Below are 19,497 nucleotides of genomic sequence, written 5' to 3' on the forward strand. Positions count from 1 at the left end.
AGACAATTCGTCGAAATATATGTAAAGGAGAAATGTATTAGTTTTAGTTTTGTATACGATAATACATAATTATGAGAAAACCATTTTTAGAAAGAAAAGTTTTTGGCATCAGAACGGTAGAACTTATTGCCTTTGTTGCAATTTATGTGTTTTTCGCATTTGCATATCACTTAGCGATATGGGCGAATAGAGAAGGGTATAATAAAGAGGAGGATTCTTTATTCGACCTTATTAATTTTATCGATGATGGTGGTTTAGATTATCTACTGAAACTTATTATTACTATTCCTATTTGGTGGCTTCTTTTTAGGGTTTTAAAGAATTGGTCGATGAAAAGTAAGCTATTATTGCATATTGTGTTATTACCGTCTTTTATCATTGTATGGCAGCAATTGTACTATTCCATAAGTGATATATTTGGATTTTTCTATTTGGATGGAGCAGGACGAACATGGGATTTCTATATTCCTGCGCTTTTTTATATACTTCAGTTTGGAATATTTCATTCGTACCAGTATCATATTGATAATCAAAAAAAAATAGAATTAGAAGGTGAATTACGTGCTGCAGCCTTAAAAAGTGAATTATCAGCATTAAAGGCTCAATTAAATCCACATTTCTTGTATAATATATTTAACACAATTAGTGCTTCTGTACCCCCTGAAAATGAAAAGACTAGACATTTGATAGCAGAATTATCAGATTTGTTTAGGTATCAGTTACAAGCCTCTCAAGTTGAAAAGGTTCCTCTAAGGGAGGAATTAGATTTTGTAAAAAAATATTTGACACTAGAAAAAGAACGTTTCGAAGAACGTCTTCAAATAAAGATTGACGTGGCAGAAGATGTGCTGGAAGAAAAAATACCACCTATGCTATTACAACCACTGGTTGAAAATTCTATTAAACATGGTCTTGCTTCTCTGATAGAAGGAGGTGAAATATCTATTTCAATATTCAAAAAAGAAGATAAACTTCATTTTGAGATTGGGGATACTGGTATTGGTATTAAAGACAAAGGAAAAGTATACGGAAAAGGTATTGGACTAACTAATACCAGAATGCGTTTGGAAAAAATGTATAATTCTACGCTTAAGTTAAGTGATAATATACCACAAGGACTAAAAATTAATTTTACTATATAAAATGAAGAAGGTAATCATTATAGATGATGAAGCTGCAGCAAGGAAACTCATCAAAGAATATCTAGCTGATTTCCCAGAGTTGATCTTGTTAGGAGAAGCTAATAATGGAGTTGATGCGGTTAAAATGATTAATGAGTTTAAGCCAGATCTTGTATTTATGGATGTACAAATGCCGGGAATGACTGGATTTGATGTACTCACTCATATTGATGAAATTCCTCAGATTATTTTTTCTACTGCATATGACAAATATGCATTGCAAGCCTTTGATGTACATGCAATCGATTATTTATTAAAGCCATATACCAAGGAAAGGTTTAAGGTAGCAATAGAACGTTTAAATTCATATACAGGTGAAAATAAGATTAGGCCTTTGGCAGAAAGCTTATTAATGGATCAACCAAAATACCCCGAGCGAATACTTGTACAGTCTCAAAGTAAGTTAATTACTATAGCTGTAGAAGATATTATACGTATTGAGGCCTATGGAGATTACTCTAAATTAATAACAGATACAGGGGTATATCTAAGTAATTTTGGCATTTCTGCATTAGAAGAAAAATTAGATAACGCGATTTTAATCCGGGTGCACCGTTCTTCAATTATTAATTTAAATAAAGTAAAAGAGTTAAATAAATATACCAAGAGCTACGATGTCGTAATGCAAAATGATGAAGTGGTGCGGGTTAGTCGAGGATATATGGATAACATAAAACGATTAATGTTTTAAAGGATATCACCAATTCCCTCTTGATTTTATATTAGCTTCACAAAATTTAATAATCTCTACAATTCGCTTATCACGGGTCTCTTGACGTTTTGCGTTATAGAGCCAATAGAGATAACTTTTGCGATATCCTTTTGCAAAGTTTTGATAATTCTTGAAGGCTTTTGGATTTTGAACAAATGCATGTTTTAGATCTTTAGGAATAATACCGTCTTCGACATCATCCAGAGCAATCCATGAACCATTTTTTTTTGCAGTGTCTATACTCATTAATCCACTTTCATGCATTAAATTGTTTTTAATTAAATCTATAATATGAGTCTTATTGACTTTACTCCAAATACTTTTAGGCTTACGCGGACAGAAATATTGTCTACGACGTAGATCATCTAACCTTTTAACGGTAGAATCAATCCAACCATAACATAAAGCAACTCTGACTGCTTCTTCCCAACGCATGCTGGGTTGTTTACTTTCTACTTTATAAAGAATTAAGTATACCCCTTGAGATTGATTATAGTTTTCATGGAGCCATGCACGCCACTCTTTATCGTTTTTAAAATATAGTTCTGGTTTATCCATACGAATATATTAGGGAGTTATAATATAATTTACTTTGTCAACTCCGGTATTTCCGGTCTTTGGGTGATATGCATATACAATAAGTTCATAATTCCCTGTAGAATCAACATTTATAGAGCTTTCGAAGAGATTTGGAGAACTTACTTTAAGAGGAATCTCCTGTATTTTAGTACCATCTTTTTTTAATATTCCTTTTACTTCTATTTGATTTGCATCCCAAAGCCCACCATCGCTAATCGTACAACCACACATCATTACAATGTTGGATTGTATACTAATACTTTTTTCTTCAATGGATTTTAGCGAAATAAACTGATGTGTTCTGGGGGTTAAAATATCGATTACAAAACCCGGGATTTCAATAATAATACCATCACCTAATATATCTTTTCCTGGGATTATCCATAGTGTAGTTGATCCTGATACCGTAGCTTGTTTTTTATTTATAGGAGCAAATACTTCTATACTTACAAAAACAGGTTCTGATATATCTAATTCAGCCAAAAAACCAGAAGTTTTATCATCTGTAATATTGATATTTCTTTCTCTTGGTGTTTTCATGATAAGGCTAGTATCTCCAGTTCCTCCTTTGGTCTTGCCTTGAGAAAGAATCTCGCCAGTACGTTGATTACGTATAATGATATAAGCACCTCCTATAGAATTACCAATAAACTTGGCATCCTTGGCTTTAGCTCGTACCATTATTTTAGTTGGAGTTGCAAACGAGTTAAAATTAAAAAAGGTCACAAAAAGAACTAATATTATTTTCTTAATCATGATGATTGGTGTTTTGTTGTATTATCTAAGCTAAAAATAATAAAGTTTATCGTATATAGAGGGGATGAAGAAGTATAAAAATATCTTAAATCATGGTTCAAATACTTAAGGATATTTAAAGAGATAATAGCTATTTGTTATATTACCATAGAAAACCTTTTATTCCCTAACATGATAGAATCATTTGTTGTTTTTTCTATCCCAGGCAGATGCGAAATCTTTATTATACAATACTTCTTTTTTTGTATTCGTATTATTGATTTGATTGAGCCAGATTATTTGTTTAGGGCTCAAATATTTTTTAGGTGATTTCTTACTTCCTAAGGCACTATTAATTTTTGTTTTCTGCAATTCGGTTAAAGGTAAATATTTATAATCTGTATGTTGTAAATAGTATTGACGATCTTTTGAAGCAATATGATAAGATCCATCATTAAGAATTGGATAAAAATCTACTTGCTTAGCATACGCATTTAGTTCATTCTTGTTTATTAATTGTTCGTCGTATTTTACTTTTACAACTTCATTATGACCAATAAACCCTGGTTCTGTAGTTAATACACCTTTGGCATTACCTAAATGTTTCTCTCCGGTCCAGAAACAATACATTTTATAGTATTTTTCTTTAATATTATTATTTTGCGATGAGGCAAGTTCTGATCCCAATAACTTCATATATTCTGGAATATGTTTTTTTTGACTTTTTAATACATTTTCCATAGCATTATAAAGTGCAATTGAAGAATAATTACGTGCTACTCTTTTTACTATATTTTCACCTTTTGTATTAACAATTCTTACTACAGGGTTATTCCAACTTGGTTCATTATATCGTTTTAGAATTTGTGCATCTTTGCCTCCTTTATTATTATAAATTGCCAAAGGAATGAATAAATCTTCTATGGCCTCAACCATTAAAGGATGACTTAGAACATTATGTCCATAGTTTCTACAGGTAGAGCACCCCGGAACTTCCTGAAATAATATAAGAACTTCTTTTTTTTGTTTTTTTGCTAATGCTATTGCAGTGTCATAATCTCTATACCAGCTTACTTTCCCTAATTCTATACTTTGATTTTTTGGAGATGTTTTTTCTTGTGAACTTACATGCATACAAAAAACAGAGAGCATTATATATAAAGCATGTTTTAAAAAAGTATCGATCATAGATGAAATTTTGAGAGTTATTCTATAATATGCTTATGTACTATGTCGTTATTTTGTTTTGTTTTTTACAACATTTATGAAGAATTATCTATTTTTCACAGTATATACCATAAGTTTATAATAAAATGGGAGGGAAGGCATAGAGTACAGATTTGTATGTACAAAAATGTCCCTAAAATAGGGACATCAAGTTTAAATATAATAATTAGCCTTATTCAATTCTTTGATAAAACAAACCTGGACCATCACAGGCTGCCCAGGTTCCTGTTAATTTGTCGTTTGTATTAACTCTAATTAGTTCTTTGTGTTCTGCTGTACAATTTCCTATGAGGATATTATTCGAAGGATATAATAATTCGATATAAGTATCATCTGATAGTGTTATAAATTTATAAGTACCTGTTGCTTCAGTTATTTCCGAATTAACCTCTCTTGATTTAATAAACGTTTTGTTGGATTGTAATATATAGTATTCTTGCCATTCCATATCATTTCCTCTAGTTGGAGGAACATTGGCAATGCTTCCAGTCATTTCGATTAATTGCCATTTTTGAGGGTATTGCTTAGCATCAAATTCTGTAGTTGTCGATTCATCATCATTTGAGCAAGAGAATAGAATACAGATAGAGAATACAGTAAATATTATTTTTTTCACAGTTGAGTATCTTAATTTAATTATTAGATGCATTATTTATATGATGGTTGCGCCAAGGTTGCAAATCATTTCGACCTGTGATATTAGATAAACTAATTGTTCAAATTCTTTACAGGTTATTTTGGTTCTTTGTTTGGCATCCAAGGAGTAAGATAGAAATTAAACAAAAGATAAGTATACGATTCATATCATACATAAGGTTTTTATGATCGTGATCGATTATAGAAAATTATTATAGTTTTTTCTTCTGTTACTTACCTGTAATCAAATATTCTACAAGATCATCATGTAGTATTTCTCCTGTATTACTATTCGTAAAAACTACGAATCCCATATCTAAATCCTGATACATTACAGCAAGGCATCTAAAGTCTCCATTATTACCACCATGACCAAAACTGGGGCCAAATGGGGTTTTTTGCATGTGGATACTCAAACCAAAATAGTCTTGCCATTCTTTTGATCTGGTATCCTTTTCATCTTTGGGTATCTCAGTCTGTACTTTAAACATTTCCTGATATGTTTCAGCTTTTAACCCTTTTTTATCAGATAATCCTAATAAGAAATTAGTGAATGTTTTAGCTTCGGTATGCATACTCCAAGCCATACCAGGATTACTTGGCAAAGTAGTTTGAGAGGGTAGGTTATCAAAATGCCCATTGGAGACCACTTTTGCCAGATAGTCATTTTTTGAAAAGTAAGTATTTTCTAATTCTAATGGAGTTAATACTTCTTCTTTGAGTATTGTATTTATATCCTTACCTGTAATATGAACAACAACTCTTTTTAAGTATTCAAAACCTTCTCCAGAATATTGATATTTTGTCCCGGGAGTAAATTTTATATCTATTTTACCATCTTCATTCATCCATGCCCAATTAGGAAATCCTGTCTTATGACACATGACATGACGTGCCGTGATCAATTTATATCGATCATCATGTGCGATATCTTCAAAAGGTAAGTATTCATATAAAGGTTTATCTAAATTAATAATTCCTCGTTCTACTAATCGCATAACAGCAAAACCAAAAACAGGTTTGGTAATAGAGGCAGCTTCAAATAATGTTTTATCATCTACTTTTTCTTTAGTAAGTGTGTTTTTTACTCCATACGTTTTATGGTATACAACTTTACCATCTTTGATTAATGCGAGTGAAACTCCAGGGATTTGATAATGCTCTTGATATGTATTAATAAACTTATCGACCATTACTGTTTTGTTTGTGTCAAAATCATGTAATATTCCTTTTTCTGGTATTATGTCAGGATCAGGGACTACAGAAAGTTGAAGAACCGGAGCATCTATTGTTTTATTAGCAATTACGGTTACATTACTATTATCATTTTGAGTGTTAATTCTAACTAATTTTTCATCTCTAAATTGACTTTCATCTGAGTAGAATAGTTTTTTTGCAGGAGAGATGATGTATTCACCTGTAGGAATATCCAAAGTATAATTGCCCATTGAATCCACTGCTGTTTGTACCCAAAGATCAGAGTTGTTTTTAGCAGTAAATCGAATTTGATTGGGATATTTCTTTAGTTTTGCATCTTTCCATGCAATTTTTCCTTGTATTGTACCTGTTTTTTCTTTTTCCTTCATTAGAATTACATCTCCTAATCTTCCAGGAGCGCTACTTTTTCCTCCGCCATTTCCCCAGGCGATAAAGGAGTTAGAGTTCTTATCATCATCTGCGTCTTTATCGATAAATACATGGTCAATCCCTATTGATTTACCAACTTTTATGGTATTGCTTAACTTCACTTTGCACTCATAAATAGTCGTAGTGCTTTTTCGCTTAGATATAATTTCTATGTTATCCCAGCTGGTTTCCTTTTTTGATGGATCCCAACTCACGGATTGATCGTTAGTATCTTTGTAATGTTCGCTAAACTGATACAAATCAACACCAGATCCATTAGGAGAGTGTTGTTCATCTATGTAAAAATTAAAACTGTCTTGTGTATTCCAATCTGATTCATCAGATGTGTCAACAACATGAGATTCATCAGTGACAACAACAATAACGTATAATGCTTTTTCTGAAATGTTATATCCCACATTGAAATATGCATCAAAATCATTTTTATTTTTAAGATCACCACCATATGGAAATTTATTGATAGGATAACGTTCCAGGTCTGTAGGCCAGTCAGAAATATCTCCGTCAATTTTAATATTAGAAATGGGATATGCATAAGCAATAGCCCCATTAGAAATTGTAACCAAATCTTTTGAAGATGTATTTGTTGGTGTTGAACTACCAAAAATCACATTGGTGAATAATAGTGTGATTAGCACTGTAAAAAAGATTGGAATATTTGTATGTTCGTTTAATTGATGATTGAATAGACGAGTAAGAGAATTAAAGTGTAAACCCATTGCGATTAGTTTTTTAAAATGAATAACTACATTCTTTAAAAAGGTAATGCATAATAACATTACCTTTTCTATAGATACTGTGATTTAAAAAATGTTACAGTTTTGTTATGCAACTAATCGATTTATACAAAAATAGTTATGTTTTAAACTGTTTTAACTAAGAACCAAATAAGAAAACCCAAGAAGTTTTTGATTAGTAAATTAGCACTAACAATTAATTTCATATAGTTTTCAATAGTATTATTCTTTTACAGTTTCAAAAAATGCTATTGCTCGAATTATTTTTTCATCCTTTGCTAAATCCTTAAAATTATCTTTTTTGATAACTTCAATATCTGGAATAATGTATTCTCGATACTTATTATTTACATCAACAATATAAGACATAGTAAGGGCTATTTTTGTATTAAAAGGAAGCTCAAAAACGTCATTACCTGTTAGGAAACCATAGCTTTTTTCTCCAATAAAAATTACATTTTTTCTATTCTTGAAAGCGACCGCTATATCTTCCCCTGCACTACCTGTCATTTTACCAATGATAAGTGCTACAGGTATCTGTAAATCTGGTGGAGTAGAAATGTTTACTTTGGTTTTTAAAGTTTTTCCAGAATAAAATCCACCATTTTCTAATCTATTCGTATTAATCTTAGCTCCATTTATATCAACTGAATTATAAACAATATTATCTCCTAACAAATTGTACAAAGCTGCTAACATTACATAAGCATTACCCCCAATATTGAAACGTAAATCTATCACCCAACCTTTGATAGTTTCTTTTTTCTTTAATTCAACGATCTTATCATACATTTTTTGTGTTTTGAGGTTGAGTGAATCTTGAGACAAATTAATCAACAACATTCCAGGCATATTTATATAACCAATATTTTTATTAATAAGTTTAACATCAAAATTGAACCCAGTTTCATTTTCTAATGCTCTTAAAAATTCGATGCTGAAATCATCCTGTGATAAGGGGGTATTTAAAGTGCTTTTATAAGAGTCTTTCTCGGCAAATAATTCACAATGATTGCAACCTATAGTATCAAATAATTTAGTCGTAGTTTTTAAAGATGTCTCAAAATCTTTCGCTTCAAATGCATTTTTAAGAGTGTATGCCTTTATATTATCCCAGTCTATTTCTTTACGGTTTAAGTACTTTGATTCTAGATTATTTAATAAATCATTATAAAAAAATGCGATACTGTCTTTAATGGTTTTCGGCTTATCTTGACCATATACATTTGTAATTAATAATAAACTAAATAAAATACCTTTAAATATTGACTTCATAATTTTAAGTTTTAATAAATGATTATATGAGCAAAGCTAATTTTGGAATCACTTATTTTTGTTAAAAAAGAAGAGAAGAATGTCCAGAAAAAAAATAATGGACGTATTATTTTTTATGCATTACCTTGTATTGGGTGGGTGTTATGCCGGTAACTTTCTTAAAGACGGTGTTAAAAGAAGACTTAGAACTAAAGCCTGCACTTTCTGCGATAGCTAAGAGTGTATATATATTTTGGTTTTCAGATATCAGTAATTCTTTTACTTTTTCAACTCTATGTTGATTTATGTAATCTGAAAATGACATATTAAATGATTCGTGTATATATGAAGACAATTCTTTTTCGGTTGTTTCTAATAAATAAGCCAGATCAGCCACTTTCAGGTTTTTATTTGTAAAAACTTCTTCTGTTTTTATATAATGTTCAAGTTTTTGCGCAAATGGATTTATAGGTTGCTGTTGCTCGGTGTTTTTTTGTTTTAGGCTAAAACTATTAAATAAGAATTTTGATTTTGTCAATGTTTCTAAACCTACCCAATAAATATAGATCGTATTTATCACTAGAATAATTAGGTATAGTTGTCCATTATCTTGTAAACCGGTAAGACTCATAATACTTTGATGTAGTAAGTTTACTATTGTAATAGCCATAAATATGTAGGAAAATTTTAAGAGCCACCTCCAGTTTTTTCGCGCTGTATTAAAACCTTTGATTTGCATACTGGTTCTTTTTAAGAATCGTATAGCGAAAAAAAGTAGTAGAAGATTAAAAATCAAATAAACAAATTCATTATAAACAAAAAATCCTGTTTTGTAGACATTCAAAAAGATATTTTTGTCTATACCTGTATGAAGGTTTATATACCAGTAAGTTCTTAAAATAGTATAAAGTAAAGCTGGTAGAAATAAAAAATATTCATGTTTAGCAATGATATTTTCATCTTTAGATATTTGAGATTTTATGTAAAAGTAAAACCCTACTCCGATGAGGTATTTATAAGGAAAAGGAAATGAGGTTATGGGGATACCGGCAATTACCGTTATCTGCATAACAAGAAAATAATATATAAGATTAAAGAAGGATAAAGAGAAAAGGAATAATACAAAATAACCAAGCGCATTTTTGTTTACCTTTTTTTTAATTAAAAAAAACAGACACAATGCAAAGCCTTGAATAGCTCCAAAAAGAATTATGATATTTATTAACGAATTATCGATTTTTTTCTGATGTTGAAATTTTTAGGGCGGTAACCTATAGTACTGCATTAATATATTATTAATGTTTTGTCTAAAAATTGCTTTTTTTAATCAATTCATTTTTTTACTTGTTTTTAGTATAGATCTTAAATTCCAAATTTGTTTAAGAGCAAATACATGCAATGTCGAAATGCTTAGAATATAGTCAAATAGATAAAGTTGAAGTTATAGTTTGTGAGCAAAAGTTTTAGTTGTTTTGTCAATCAAATCTTTCTTTTTTAAATCATTATTCAGTTCTGCTTCTAATGCTGTTAAACAAAAAAATAATGAAAAATTTGAATCGTATTTAGATAGTCCGATTAATTTATCATTCCATGATTCATCATTAAATTCTTGTTTGTATTTTTTTTTAAGTTCTGCAAAAAAGTGTTTAAGATTCATGTTCTTCATCCAATTAGGGATAAAATATAGTCCAGTTTCTTTTGCAAATTGATTTCTAATAAAGGCCTCTTTTTTTGTTGTTTTACCAAAATAAAACCAAAAATATACAAATAAAGAAATAGAAATTAGGGAAGGTATAATCAGCCACTGCCATTCATTGTTTTCAAAATTTCCAATATAGGCTCCAATTGAAAAAAAGGTTAAAACACTTATAATTGGTCTTATAAAGGCAGCAATAATACTTGTTTTATTTGTCTTAATTTCTACTCCTTTTCTTCCTCTAGGGAGCATATCTGTTACTAAAGTTGTTGTCATTACATAAATAGGAACAATAAAACAAAAAACTTTTGTTTCAATACATTGCTTATTTTGACTTTTAATTTGTCCGGTAAAAACTGTTCCGAATATCATTTATTTAGTTTTCTAGTTCGAATGCTAAATATATGAATAGAATTAAGGAGAGTATATCTTAACAATCATTTTTTTGTACATTTCTATTTTATATTAAGTTTTACTTTTATGTTTAAAGTTAGCAAGGAGTTATTGTTTAAGTGCAAATTTTACAGCACTCTTAGCGTGAATTTTTTGCAGATAAATCTAATTTCTCTTTACACTTTTATGCTTTTGAATACAGACTTTTTTTAATCTACTTTGCTACGATTAAATACGAACTTTTAAAATCTATGACAAAATTTATTAGGTTTTAAAAATACTAGGTAATGGTTTGTGTGGGGGATAGTTGAGAAAATCAGTTGTGATTTTCAGATGTATTGGGAAATTAAGTATACATGATGTTGTACTTTTTATTATTTTATTTTGACATATCCAGTTCCTTTTTCAAAATAGTTCTGAATCGTGTCGCGCTAATATAATGGTCTTCTAGTAACTTACCATCGTGCAATAGATTGAAAACTCCAAATCCCGAAGGGGCCATTTTTGCTTCTTCTACTGTGTTTATTTTGGATACTTTCAAATCTACACCGTAATCCATTGCTACGTTTAGTATTGCTACTGCAGACTTTTCGTTCCAGGGACACTGGTCTGCATAAAGTAAATGCCAACCTTTGTACTTTTTTTGTTGATTGGTCCAATTGTAGAATTTAGGTTTTTTAGCGCTGCTGTTCCATGTTTTTGAAAGAAGTTCAAACCTATCTTTTGCTTCGAGTTGTTCAAAACCATTGTTCTCAAAAAGAGTTTTATTAGCCAGCCAACCACCTTTACTCGTTATTACGCATAAGCCATCCATCCCCTTGGTTTTTGCCTCTTTTTCAGCATCTTCAATGAGTATTGATCCATAACCTTTATTCCGATCCTTTTTAGCGTATATATAGGTACAATGAATAAACATATAGTTATCAGCATCTATAGGTCTCCATGCTTTTATGGCTGGAACGTATTCTATAAACCCAATCATTTTGTCTTCATCATTTTTAAGAATTTTTATTTTTAGACCTTCTTTGTAGCTCTTTTTAAACCACTTAAGTTTATCTTTAAATCCTTGTTTTTGGGTATTCTTTATGCAGAAGAAAGTTTCTTTTACAGCATTTTCTGGTGTTACCTCTACTAGTTTCATAGTTTCTGTTTTTATGATTTTATAACGGTAGCAGTACGCACTGCAGGAATGTCCCAGGCTTCTTTGATCAAACCATCAAAAATACTCCATACGACAACGGCGTCAACTTCCATTTGATTACCTTTTAATAGCATAGTGTCTTTGACATGCACGACAACTATTTCATCTCCCATAGGAGTAATAGACAGAGGATTTATCTTAAAGGTACCAGTGGTGAGATCAGATAATTTTTTAAAAAAGTCCATTAAACCAGAAAGACCGAAATAGTCTCCTTCTAAGTCGGGCAATTCTGGGTTAAAATAATGCCAAACAAAGTCTTCTGCAATAACTTCGGTACTTGCTACTAAGTTGGTAAGGTCAAGTCTTTTTAAAACCTCGATATTTGGATGTTCTTTGTTCATAACATTAATTTTTAACTAGTTGTTTTGTAGCGCGAAAGAACTTTAAAGTCAACACATTATAAGTAAAAAAGTTATAATTTATATTAGTATTATGTTTTTGATTTAAATACTAAATCTACTATCTATCAACTATTTAAAAAATGATATAAATCACAAAATATTTCTTTTAAGATTATTACTCTTAAAATGGTTATGAGATAAATACAAATTGATTGTTTCTATTGAGAATGAAGACGGTTTATACATTTAAAACTTAGGTTTGACACTTCTTCCATTGTTACTTATATACCACCATGTTGTAGCGAATTATTATTTGTTCATTAACCCTAGTTTTTCGACTTTTTTTAGCCATTTGACTCTAAATTCTTCTTTGGATAGTCTTATTGGTCCTATAGTTGTAATTTGTACTTTTTTTACACCTATAAAATTCATTGTTAATTTTTTCATGGCATTATGACTAGGACTTCTATAGAACCATTTGTAATACCAACTTGGCTGATCTAAGGTGCAGATTATTCTAGCCGTTTTGCCAGTGAAACTTTTATCCCACCACAAAGAGTTTTTTCTTTTATTAAAAGCAAATCCAGGAAGTAAAACTCTATCTAAAAAACCTTTCATAATTGCAGGTACAGAGCCCCACCATACAGGATAAATCCATACCAGATGGTCAGCCCATTTCAATTTTTTTTGAGCATTTAACAAATCTGGCTCCAGTTCTGTTCTTTTTCTATATCCAAATTGAAGGTTTGGGTTAAATTCTAAATCTCGAATTATTATCTCTTGAATTTCAGTACCAGAAGTTTGTACTCCTTTTTTATATGCTTCTGCTAATGCATTATTATAACTTTCCTTATCTGGATGGCCAATGATTAGTACTATTCGTTTATTCATCTTTTGTTATTTTTAGATTCCTAGTAGTGTTAAAATTCCAATTACTAGGAAAACTACCCATCCAGGATGTTTTCCTTTTGTTCCGAATAAAACCAGAAAGGAAGAACAAAACATTGCAATTGCAATTGAACTTATTATGAATTCTATCAATTCAGCATTTAATATAGTTTGCTTAAGTGCTATTTTTATTAGTATAGCACCTACACACCAGCCAAAGAAAGAAGCTATATGCCAAGTAGTCCAAATAATTCTTAGATGCCTTTCTTTAAGGTCAGACTTTACGATTGTAGGTATTATTTTTTTATTATTTTTTTTGTGTTGAAAAATTAAAAGTTCTCCAAATATTGAATGAGATAGCCCTAAAATAAAACAAAGGATTCCCGCAATAAACAAATGTGCATTCATATTTAATACATTAGGATTGACTATAAATTTGATGAGTAGAAATATCAGTATAGTTTTAGTTTGAAATACGTGTATTGCTATTTTTACAGGCGTTTCTAACCATTTTTTTTACAATTAATTGATGAAAAGGTTTAACAATTGTCATATATATTTTACCCCATCTTTTATTATACTGTACTATGGTAGAAACTTTAATGTTATAGGTTAGTTCTTGAGAATTAAAAACGCTGACTCTAAAATTGAGATGTTTATCATTTGCCCCAAGAATAATTTCATTACTCATTATTTCATAAATCTTAAAGTACCCTATGTAACCTCCTACTTTAAAATCAGTGTTATAATCTGAAGGTTTTTGAGTTTTTAAATCGAAAATTTTCACAATTGTATTTCTAAACTTCATCATAATTGTAACCCAATTAGGAAAATTGGCAAATATCATATTTGTAATTTTCTCTAAACTATCTAAATGATTGGTTGTAGCGTAAGTGTCTGAATAATCGATTTTATTTAATGTCTTGTTAATCAGACTTGTATCAGGGGTGTTTTCTAAAATGACTTTTGTATTCATAACCGGTAATATTGCTTATAGTTGTTGTGCAGGTAGAGGATTAGAAAAACTTTTTCATTAGCTGTTCGAATCTTGAGCCTGTTAAATCATCTTCTTTAAATAACTTAAACAGGGTAAAACAAGCAGGTACGGTTAAATAAAATGTGCAAATGATGAAAGTAGCGATGCTACAAAAAATAGCTAAAGTTTGAGCACCGATTTGTCCTACATACTTTTGTTGTTCGATAAAATAAATATGAACAGATAATGAATATTCATAAAAGCGTATTGAAACTTCATATACTAGCCAAGCTGGATAAAACCATTTTCTAAATGGTATCCACCATTTCCCCCAAATTGATTTCGATTGTTCGTTATTTTCTTCCATTTTTAATCTTTTTACAAAGGTTATTTAAATGAAAGAAGTTTCATTTGATATAAATCAAATTCGAATTTTGGGATTTCTTATCCGGCTCAGGGTCTCGAGAGTAATTCCTAAATAAGAAGCAATATGTGTAAAAGGAATTCTATTGGTTATATCAGGATATATACTTAATAAGTGTTTATACCTTTCTTCGGCCTTATTAAATTGAATTGTATATAACCTTTCGCATAAACCTAACATGGTTTCAGTCACTACAATACGGATAAAGCGTTCGAAGTCATGATGTTTATTAGTAAGGCTGTCTATTATGTCTTTCGAAAATTCTAAAACTTTTGAATCTTCAACAAATTCAACATAATGTGGGCTTGGTTCCTCGCTAAAAAAACTAACAATTGGTGCCATAAACTGATTTTCGAAAGTGAACCAATCTGAAATATCTTTGCCGTCTTTCAAATAATAAGCTCTTGCGCAGCCTTCCACTATTAAATAGGCCTTTTTAGAATATTGACCCTCTCTAACTACAATCTCTCCTTTATTGAAAGTGCTAAGTTTTGAGTTGATAATGAATTCTTTTTGACATTCGACGGATAAAGGTGAATATATTTCACTTATTTTATTTAAGATTTTCTCACTATCCATTTTTCTAATTGACTACAGTATACCTTTTTTATTTTTTCCGTTATCCTTTCCCAATAAATTTTGTTTGCAAATAAAACTCTCCGATGATCCAGAGTACAATAAAAATTAAAGAAACTAGCAATGTTTTATTCATTCGATTTGCATTTTTTTCAATCAGATATTTTAATTGGAATATTATTAACCCAATTAAAATCAGAGGGATAATAAGTCGGGAAAAACCATATTGCTCTTTTGTCAAATCATAGTAACTATACATATTTCCCCAAATTCCATTTTGGCCAGAAATAGTTGCGTAAAAAATCCAACCATAAAATGTTGTAAAAAGACCAAATATTGGAATAGTAATAATTGACAGCATCCAATGATAAGGCTTTAGTGTTTTATGTATTTTGATTTCCATTTAGATTCTGATTGGTAAATAGTAAAGAATACCAAATATATGAATTGAAGCAAGGCAAACATACCTTAACCAATCAATTTATCTACTCATTTTTATTTCTTATTAAATTTATAAAAATATAGTACTATTGCAAAAGGAAAATACCTTTTGATTTCAAACTAAACTTTGCTCTGATTTTATGTATAATGCAAAGCGTTTGCTTTTTCTTTGTTTAGTTTAAGGAATTTAGACCGAGTTTATTCCCTTCAGTATCTAAAAACATGGCAAAAAATCCACTTTCATCTGCGTGTGCAGTTTTTGGGACAATGACTTTTCCTCCGTTTTTTTCGACCTTATCAAGAATATGTTGAAGATTATTTCCACCATTAAGGTATATGGTCACACCATTTGTTGAAGGAGCGTATCCTTCTCCTTTTATTATAACTCCTGTAACCATTTGTCCTTCATACGGAAATATTCCCATTTCCATTCCTGGTATTTCCATTTTTTCAATGTTAATACCCAAAATAGCTTGATAAAAACTGATTGCTCGTGAAATATCTGTTGCAGGAATTTCAAAAAGAGAAATAAAACTTTGCATCTCGTTTGTAGTTTGTTCTACTGGTAAATCTTGCTTTTCTTCTTCTGGTTTGAATTTGTTTTGGCTGTTACAAGCCATAAGACACAAGGCAAGTATTAGTATTATTTTTTTCATTTGTTTCAATTAGTTAAACACTACAAAATTATCTTTTATAAAGAAACAGAAATTGTAAAAATGCGACACTTGATCTATTTGTAGAAAAGAGCAGAAAGAGTCATATTTTCATTCCCTAAAAACTCTTTTGGGCTAGTTCCTGTAAACTCCTTAAAGTCTTTAATAAAATGGGCTTGGTCATAATATTTACTTTCGTATGCAATATGAGTTAGACTTTCTGTTTCTGTGTTAAGTAATATTTTTAATGCGGTTTGTAATCTAATGACTTTGCCTAATTGTTTTGGACTAACTCCAATTTGTTTTTCAAACTTTCTCTCAAGTTGTCTTCTTTTGGATAAATCATCTTTAAGAATTGTTTTTATTGGTGCATTTCCGTTCGTAGATAGTAGAGCATTAATAGTTGTTTTTACAATATTTTCAACCGTCGATTTATCATTTAACCTTTCCAGAAGAAATACTTCTATGATTTCTATTCGTTGTTTAACACTCTTTGCATAGATTATTTTTTGTTCTAGTTCTTTAGCTATTTTTTCTTCAAACAATACTTCTAACGGAGTTTCTTTATTAGCTAAGTTTTTAATTGGCTCAGCTACAAAATTTGCAAATCCGTATGGATAAAATCGGATTGCGAATGTATTCACATATCCTGTTGGTTCTATATAAAATGGTTTAATGGTTTGCCCAAGTATCATTGCACGAGGCTGTAATATAAATTCATCCTCTGAAGTATATCGTTTTATATCATCACCTAGAATAAAAGCCATTTCAATACAACCATCGGGAACGATTCGCTGTTTTTGCGAATCATTATCAGCAGGAACTTCTAAAGTCCAATAACAGCTAATTAGGGATTCTAAATCTGGATGCGGCTGAAATGTTTGATAATCCATTGATAGTTTGTTTTTTTAGTGATACACAATGTTAAGGGGAGGTAACATTGGACGGGTGATAAACGATATATTTTGGATTGGGACTAAGTCAAATATAAATATTTTCCTTTTATCATTTTTTGTAAATTCCAATTTTTTAATTGACGATTTTGCAAACAAACACAGGTCTTTTGAGTAAGCTTCAGAGCCTTATGTTTTTTATATATCGCTAAACTATGTTTTATTCCCGAATGTCAATATTAAATCCAACACCCATACTACTATATTTTTTAAATTCAGCCTGACTTGATTTTTTATAAATTGTACCGTTTGTTAAAAGACCTAGCGAAAAAAAGATTGCCTCTCCTTTTTTGTTTTCTCCTTCGTTATCTACCCATTCAAGAGTAACTATTATATCTGAGTTTACAACTATGTGATAAGATTTTAAGTCAATCGAAATCAATCCAGTCTGTTTTGGTTCTATTTCTACAAATATATTTTTTGTCAAAATATTCTCAAAGGGTTTATTATTTTTTACTGAGTAAAAGTTTATTCTGAAAATAGATTTAGCACTTAAACGATTGTAAGAAATATTGAAATTAAAAGCATCGACAAATGTTGGTTCTTTTCGAATGTTTATTTTAATTCCCATTTCTGCGCCTAATTGGTCGTAACTAAAACCGGTACTTAGGAATTTAGATTTGGTTTTATTTCCAATGATTTTCTTCTTAAGCGCCTTAGTAGTAATTACAACCTCATTTAGCTCACTAATATGCTCGGTTAATTCAATTAAAAAAGGCCTTTTTTTTGATTTCAGGTCTTTTATCAATATTTCGATGGGTTTGTAGCCTATCATCGAAATTCTTAAAGTGTCGTTTATAACTTGGTCATTCATTTCTAAAATAAAATTACCTTCTATATCGGTAACTGTTCCAGTTTCTCCATTTAGGACACCAATATTTACATACGATAGTGATTCTCTAGTTTTAGCATCAATTATTTTACCAGATATTTCTGATGTAGCTATTGTTTTTTCTGAAATATCAAAAGTCTCAATATTCGTAGAATCTGATCCAATCAATGTTTCCCAATTTTCTGTAAAGGTATCGTTACCATTTATAGTTTTATTGAAAAAATTAACTGTTGCAGTATTTATGTTTTCATAAATTTTAACTGAGTTTATTGATGCATTGAGAATGGATGGTATACTGGTGAAATCAGAGTGAGTACTATTTTCAAATCGTAAATAAAATTTTTCTGAATTCAATTTTTTAAAATAGTTGTATTCTTCGGTTGGCTGAAAATCATTGAGCTTATCACCACTTTCAAAATAAAGATAACTGATGTTTTGATTTTGTGGATTCAGAAGATTTGAATCATATATTTCTTTAATAAACAGGTCATTATCTTCTCCAGTTGCTCCGTTAGCATACACGTTCGTGTCAACTTCTCCAAAATAATGAGTTTCTGTTCCATCAAAGGAAACTATTGTTTTTATATTTTGATTTTTATTGGACAATACTCCTGCAGCCATACCTCCCCAACTATAAGCAAGAATTCCAATATTGTTTAAATCTACATTTAATTTTTTGTTATTTTTCAAGTAATTCAAAGCAAACTCAGCGTCATAGACTTGCTCTTGCATATCTTCTTTTTCATTAGTCATATCACCAGGATAGCGGCCAACAGACCAAATAGAAACAACAACAAATCCATTTTCTGCCAAACTCTCCAAAACTTTGTAATTCTCGAACCCCATTCCATTAAACCCTGCCATATAGATTATTACTGGGTGTTTTTTACTAGAAGGTGTTATGTTACCAAAGCTATTTGTTTTTATTTCCAATAATTTTTCTCCATCTGTACCGACACCCAATTCGGCAACGTAAAATTGTGCTAACTCTGAAGTAAGTCCAGAGAAATCATTGTTCTCTTGATATTTGATAGCTCTTTCTTCAAATAATTTGAATAAATCTCCAAAAATTAATGGTTTATCTTTTTTTTCATTCGATGGATACCAAATATCTAAATCTACAGGTCGAAAATGTAAACTATCGTTATTCGAGGTTTCAGGCTTATAAATTCTGCCTTTGTCTTTTAAGTTTAAAGACATAAATCCAGCATTATATTTTTCTTTTTGGTTTTGTTGGCCAACTAATAGTATGGGAACTAATAAAAGTAAATAACTAATCTTTTTGGGTATCATTTTCTTTTCATGATTGGTGTCTATTGTTAAAGACGCTATTTCTTATCAAATAGTTGTCTTGATTAGGAAATGTTTTTTTTAAATGTGATATAATGTTAAGTATAGAAAAGTAGGGGAGAAGA

At 30.2% G+C, this 19,497-nt stretch carries 21 protein-coding genes; 2 read left to right on the forward strand and 19 right to left on the reverse strand.

The window, feature by feature from the left end; all coding sequences use genetic code 11:
• Nucleotides 1–71 precede the first annotated feature (71 nt).
• Together PQF96_RS11000 and PQF96_RS11005 are read left to right on the forward strand one after the other, a co-directional pair.
• Nucleotides 72–1,142: a sensor histidine kinase gene (locus PQF96_RS11000; protein ID WP_271766115.1), complete on the forward strand. Its 1,071-nt coding sequence runs from the start codon at nt 72–74 to the stop codon at nt 1,140–1,142.
• Nucleotide 1,143: 1 nt separating this feature from the next.
• A complete protein-coding gene (locus PQF96_RS11005) occupies nt 1,144–1,872 on the forward strand; it encodes a LytR/AlgR family response regulator transcription factor (protein ID WP_109434627.1) in 729 nt (242 codons plus the stop codon).
• A gap of 6 nt (nt 1,873–1,878) precedes the next feature.
• On the opposite strand, the gene PQF96_RS11010 is transcribed toward PQF96_RS11005, so the two are convergent.
• From PQF96_RS11010 to PQF96_RS11100, 19 genes are all read right to left on the reverse strand, one after another.
• Nucleotides 1,879–2,451: a YdeI/OmpD-associated family protein gene (locus PQF96_RS11010; protein WP_143915154.1), complete on the reverse strand. Its 573-nt coding sequence runs from the start codon at nt 2,449–2,451 to the stop codon at nt 1,879–1,881.
• 9 nt (nt 2,452–2,460) lie between these two features.
• The gene (locus tag PQF96_RS11015) at nt 2,461–3,228 is read right to left on the reverse strand and encodes a hypothetical protein (protein WP_271766116.1); all 768 of its coding nucleotides are present in this window, start codon (nt 3,226–3,228) and stop codon (nt 2,461–2,463) included.
• A 180-nt stretch (nt 3,229–3,408) separates the two neighbouring features.
• Entirely contained in the window at nt 3,409–4,395 is a 987-nt protein-coding gene (locus PQF96_RS11020; protein WP_271766118.1) for a VPGUxxT family thioredoxin-like (seleno)protein, type 2, read from the reverse strand.
• Between the two features lie 211 nt (nt 4,396–4,606).
• Nucleotides 4,607–5,050, reverse strand: a complete 444-nt coding sequence (locus tag PQF96_RS11025; protein WP_143915156.1) for a hypothetical protein — start codon at nt 5,048–5,050, stop codon at nt 4,607–4,609.
• A 250-nt stretch (nt 5,051–5,300) separates the two neighbouring features.
• Nucleotides 5,301–7,436 (reverse strand): serine hydrolase, encoded by a 2,136-nt coding sequence (locus PQF96_RS11030; protein WP_271766120.1) that lies wholly within the window; start codon nt 7,434–7,436, stop codon nt 5,301–5,303.
• A 240-nt stretch (nt 7,437–7,676) separates the two neighbouring features.
• Nucleotides 7,677–8,729 (reverse strand): S41 family peptidase, encoded by a 1,053-nt coding sequence (locus PQF96_RS11035; protein ID WP_109434633.1) that lies wholly within the window; start codon nt 8,727–8,729, stop codon nt 7,677–7,679.
• Between the two features lie 106 nt (nt 8,730–8,835).
• A complete protein-coding gene (locus PQF96_RS11040; RefSeq protein WP_271766121.1) occupies nt 8,836–9,447 on the reverse strand; it encodes a helix-turn-helix domain-containing protein in 612 nt (203 codons plus the stop codon).
• A gap of 702 nt (nt 9,448–10,149) precedes the next feature.
• Nucleotides 10,150–10,776, reverse strand: a complete 627-nt coding sequence (locus PQF96_RS11045) for a hypothetical protein (protein WP_271766122.1) — start codon at nt 10,774–10,776, stop codon at nt 10,150–10,152.
• Nucleotides 10,777–11,176: 400 nt separating this feature from the next.
• Complete coding sequence (locus PQF96_RS11050; RefSeq protein ID WP_109434636.1) at nt 11,177–11,938, reverse strand: GNAT family N-acetyltransferase; 762 nt, start codon at nt 11,936–11,938, stop codon at nt 11,177–11,179.
• An 11-nt stretch (nt 11,939–11,949) separates the two neighbouring features.
• Nucleotides 11,950–12,339, reverse strand: a complete 390-nt coding sequence (locus PQF96_RS11055; RefSeq protein WP_109434637.1) for a nuclear transport factor 2 family protein — start codon at nt 12,337–12,339, stop codon at nt 11,950–11,952.
• 309 nt (nt 12,340–12,648) lie between these two features.
• Entirely contained in the window at nt 12,649–13,230 is a 582-nt protein-coding gene (locus PQF96_RS11060; protein WP_109434638.1) for an NAD(P)H-dependent oxidoreductase, read from the reverse strand.
• A 12-nt stretch (nt 13,231–13,242) separates the two neighbouring features.
• Nucleotides 13,243–13,635, reverse strand: coding sequence for a hypothetical protein (locus PQF96_RS11065; protein WP_271766124.1), 393 nt, complete (start codon nt 13,633–13,635; stop codon nt 13,243–13,245).
• A gap of 55 nt (nt 13,636–13,690) precedes the next feature.
• On the reverse strand, nt 13,691–14,203 hold the full coding sequence (locus tag PQF96_RS11070) for a DUF2867 domain-containing protein (RefSeq protein ID WP_109434640.1): 513 nt from the start codon (nt 14,201–14,203) through the stop codon (nt 13,691–13,693).
• Between the two features lie 40 nt (nt 14,204–14,243).
• Nucleotides 14,244–14,570, reverse strand: a complete 327-nt coding sequence (locus PQF96_RS11075) for a hypothetical protein (RefSeq protein WP_109434641.1) — start codon at nt 14,568–14,570, stop codon at nt 14,244–14,246.
• A gap of 54 nt (nt 14,571–14,624) precedes the next feature.
• Nucleotides 14,625–15,206, reverse strand: coding sequence for a Crp/Fnr family transcriptional regulator (locus tag PQF96_RS11080; RefSeq protein WP_109434642.1), 582 nt, complete (start codon nt 15,204–15,206; stop codon nt 14,625–14,627).
• A 40-nt stretch (nt 15,207–15,246) separates the two neighbouring features.
• Nucleotides 15,247–15,606 carry a hypothetical protein gene (locus tag PQF96_RS11085; protein ID WP_271766129.1) on the reverse strand — a complete coding sequence of 120 codons (360 nt, stop codon included), beginning with the start codon at nt 15,604–15,606 and terminating at the stop codon, nt 15,247–15,249.
• 211 nt (nt 15,607–15,817) lie between these two features.
• On the reverse strand, nt 15,818–16,300 hold the full coding sequence (locus tag PQF96_RS11090) for a VOC family protein (protein ID WP_271766131.1): 483 nt from the start codon (nt 16,298–16,300) through the stop codon (nt 15,818–15,820).
• Nucleotides 16,301–16,374: 74 nt separating this feature from the next.
• Nucleotides 16,375–17,190, reverse strand: a complete 816-nt coding sequence (locus PQF96_RS11095; RefSeq protein ID WP_109434645.1) for an AraC family transcriptional regulator — start codon at nt 17,188–17,190, stop codon at nt 16,375–16,377.
• 220 nt (nt 17,191–17,410) lie between these two features.
• A complete protein-coding gene (locus PQF96_RS11100; RefSeq protein WP_271766134.1) occupies nt 17,411–19,375 on the reverse strand; it encodes a carboxypeptidase-like regulatory domain-containing protein in 1,965 nt (654 codons plus the stop codon).
• Nucleotides 19,376–19,497: the final 122 nt, after the last annotated feature.

Source organism: Aquimarina algiphila, assembly GCF_947494415.1.
Lineage (GTDB): Bacteria > Bacteroidota > Bacteroidia > Flavobacteriales > Flavobacteriaceae > Aquimarina > Aquimarina algiphila.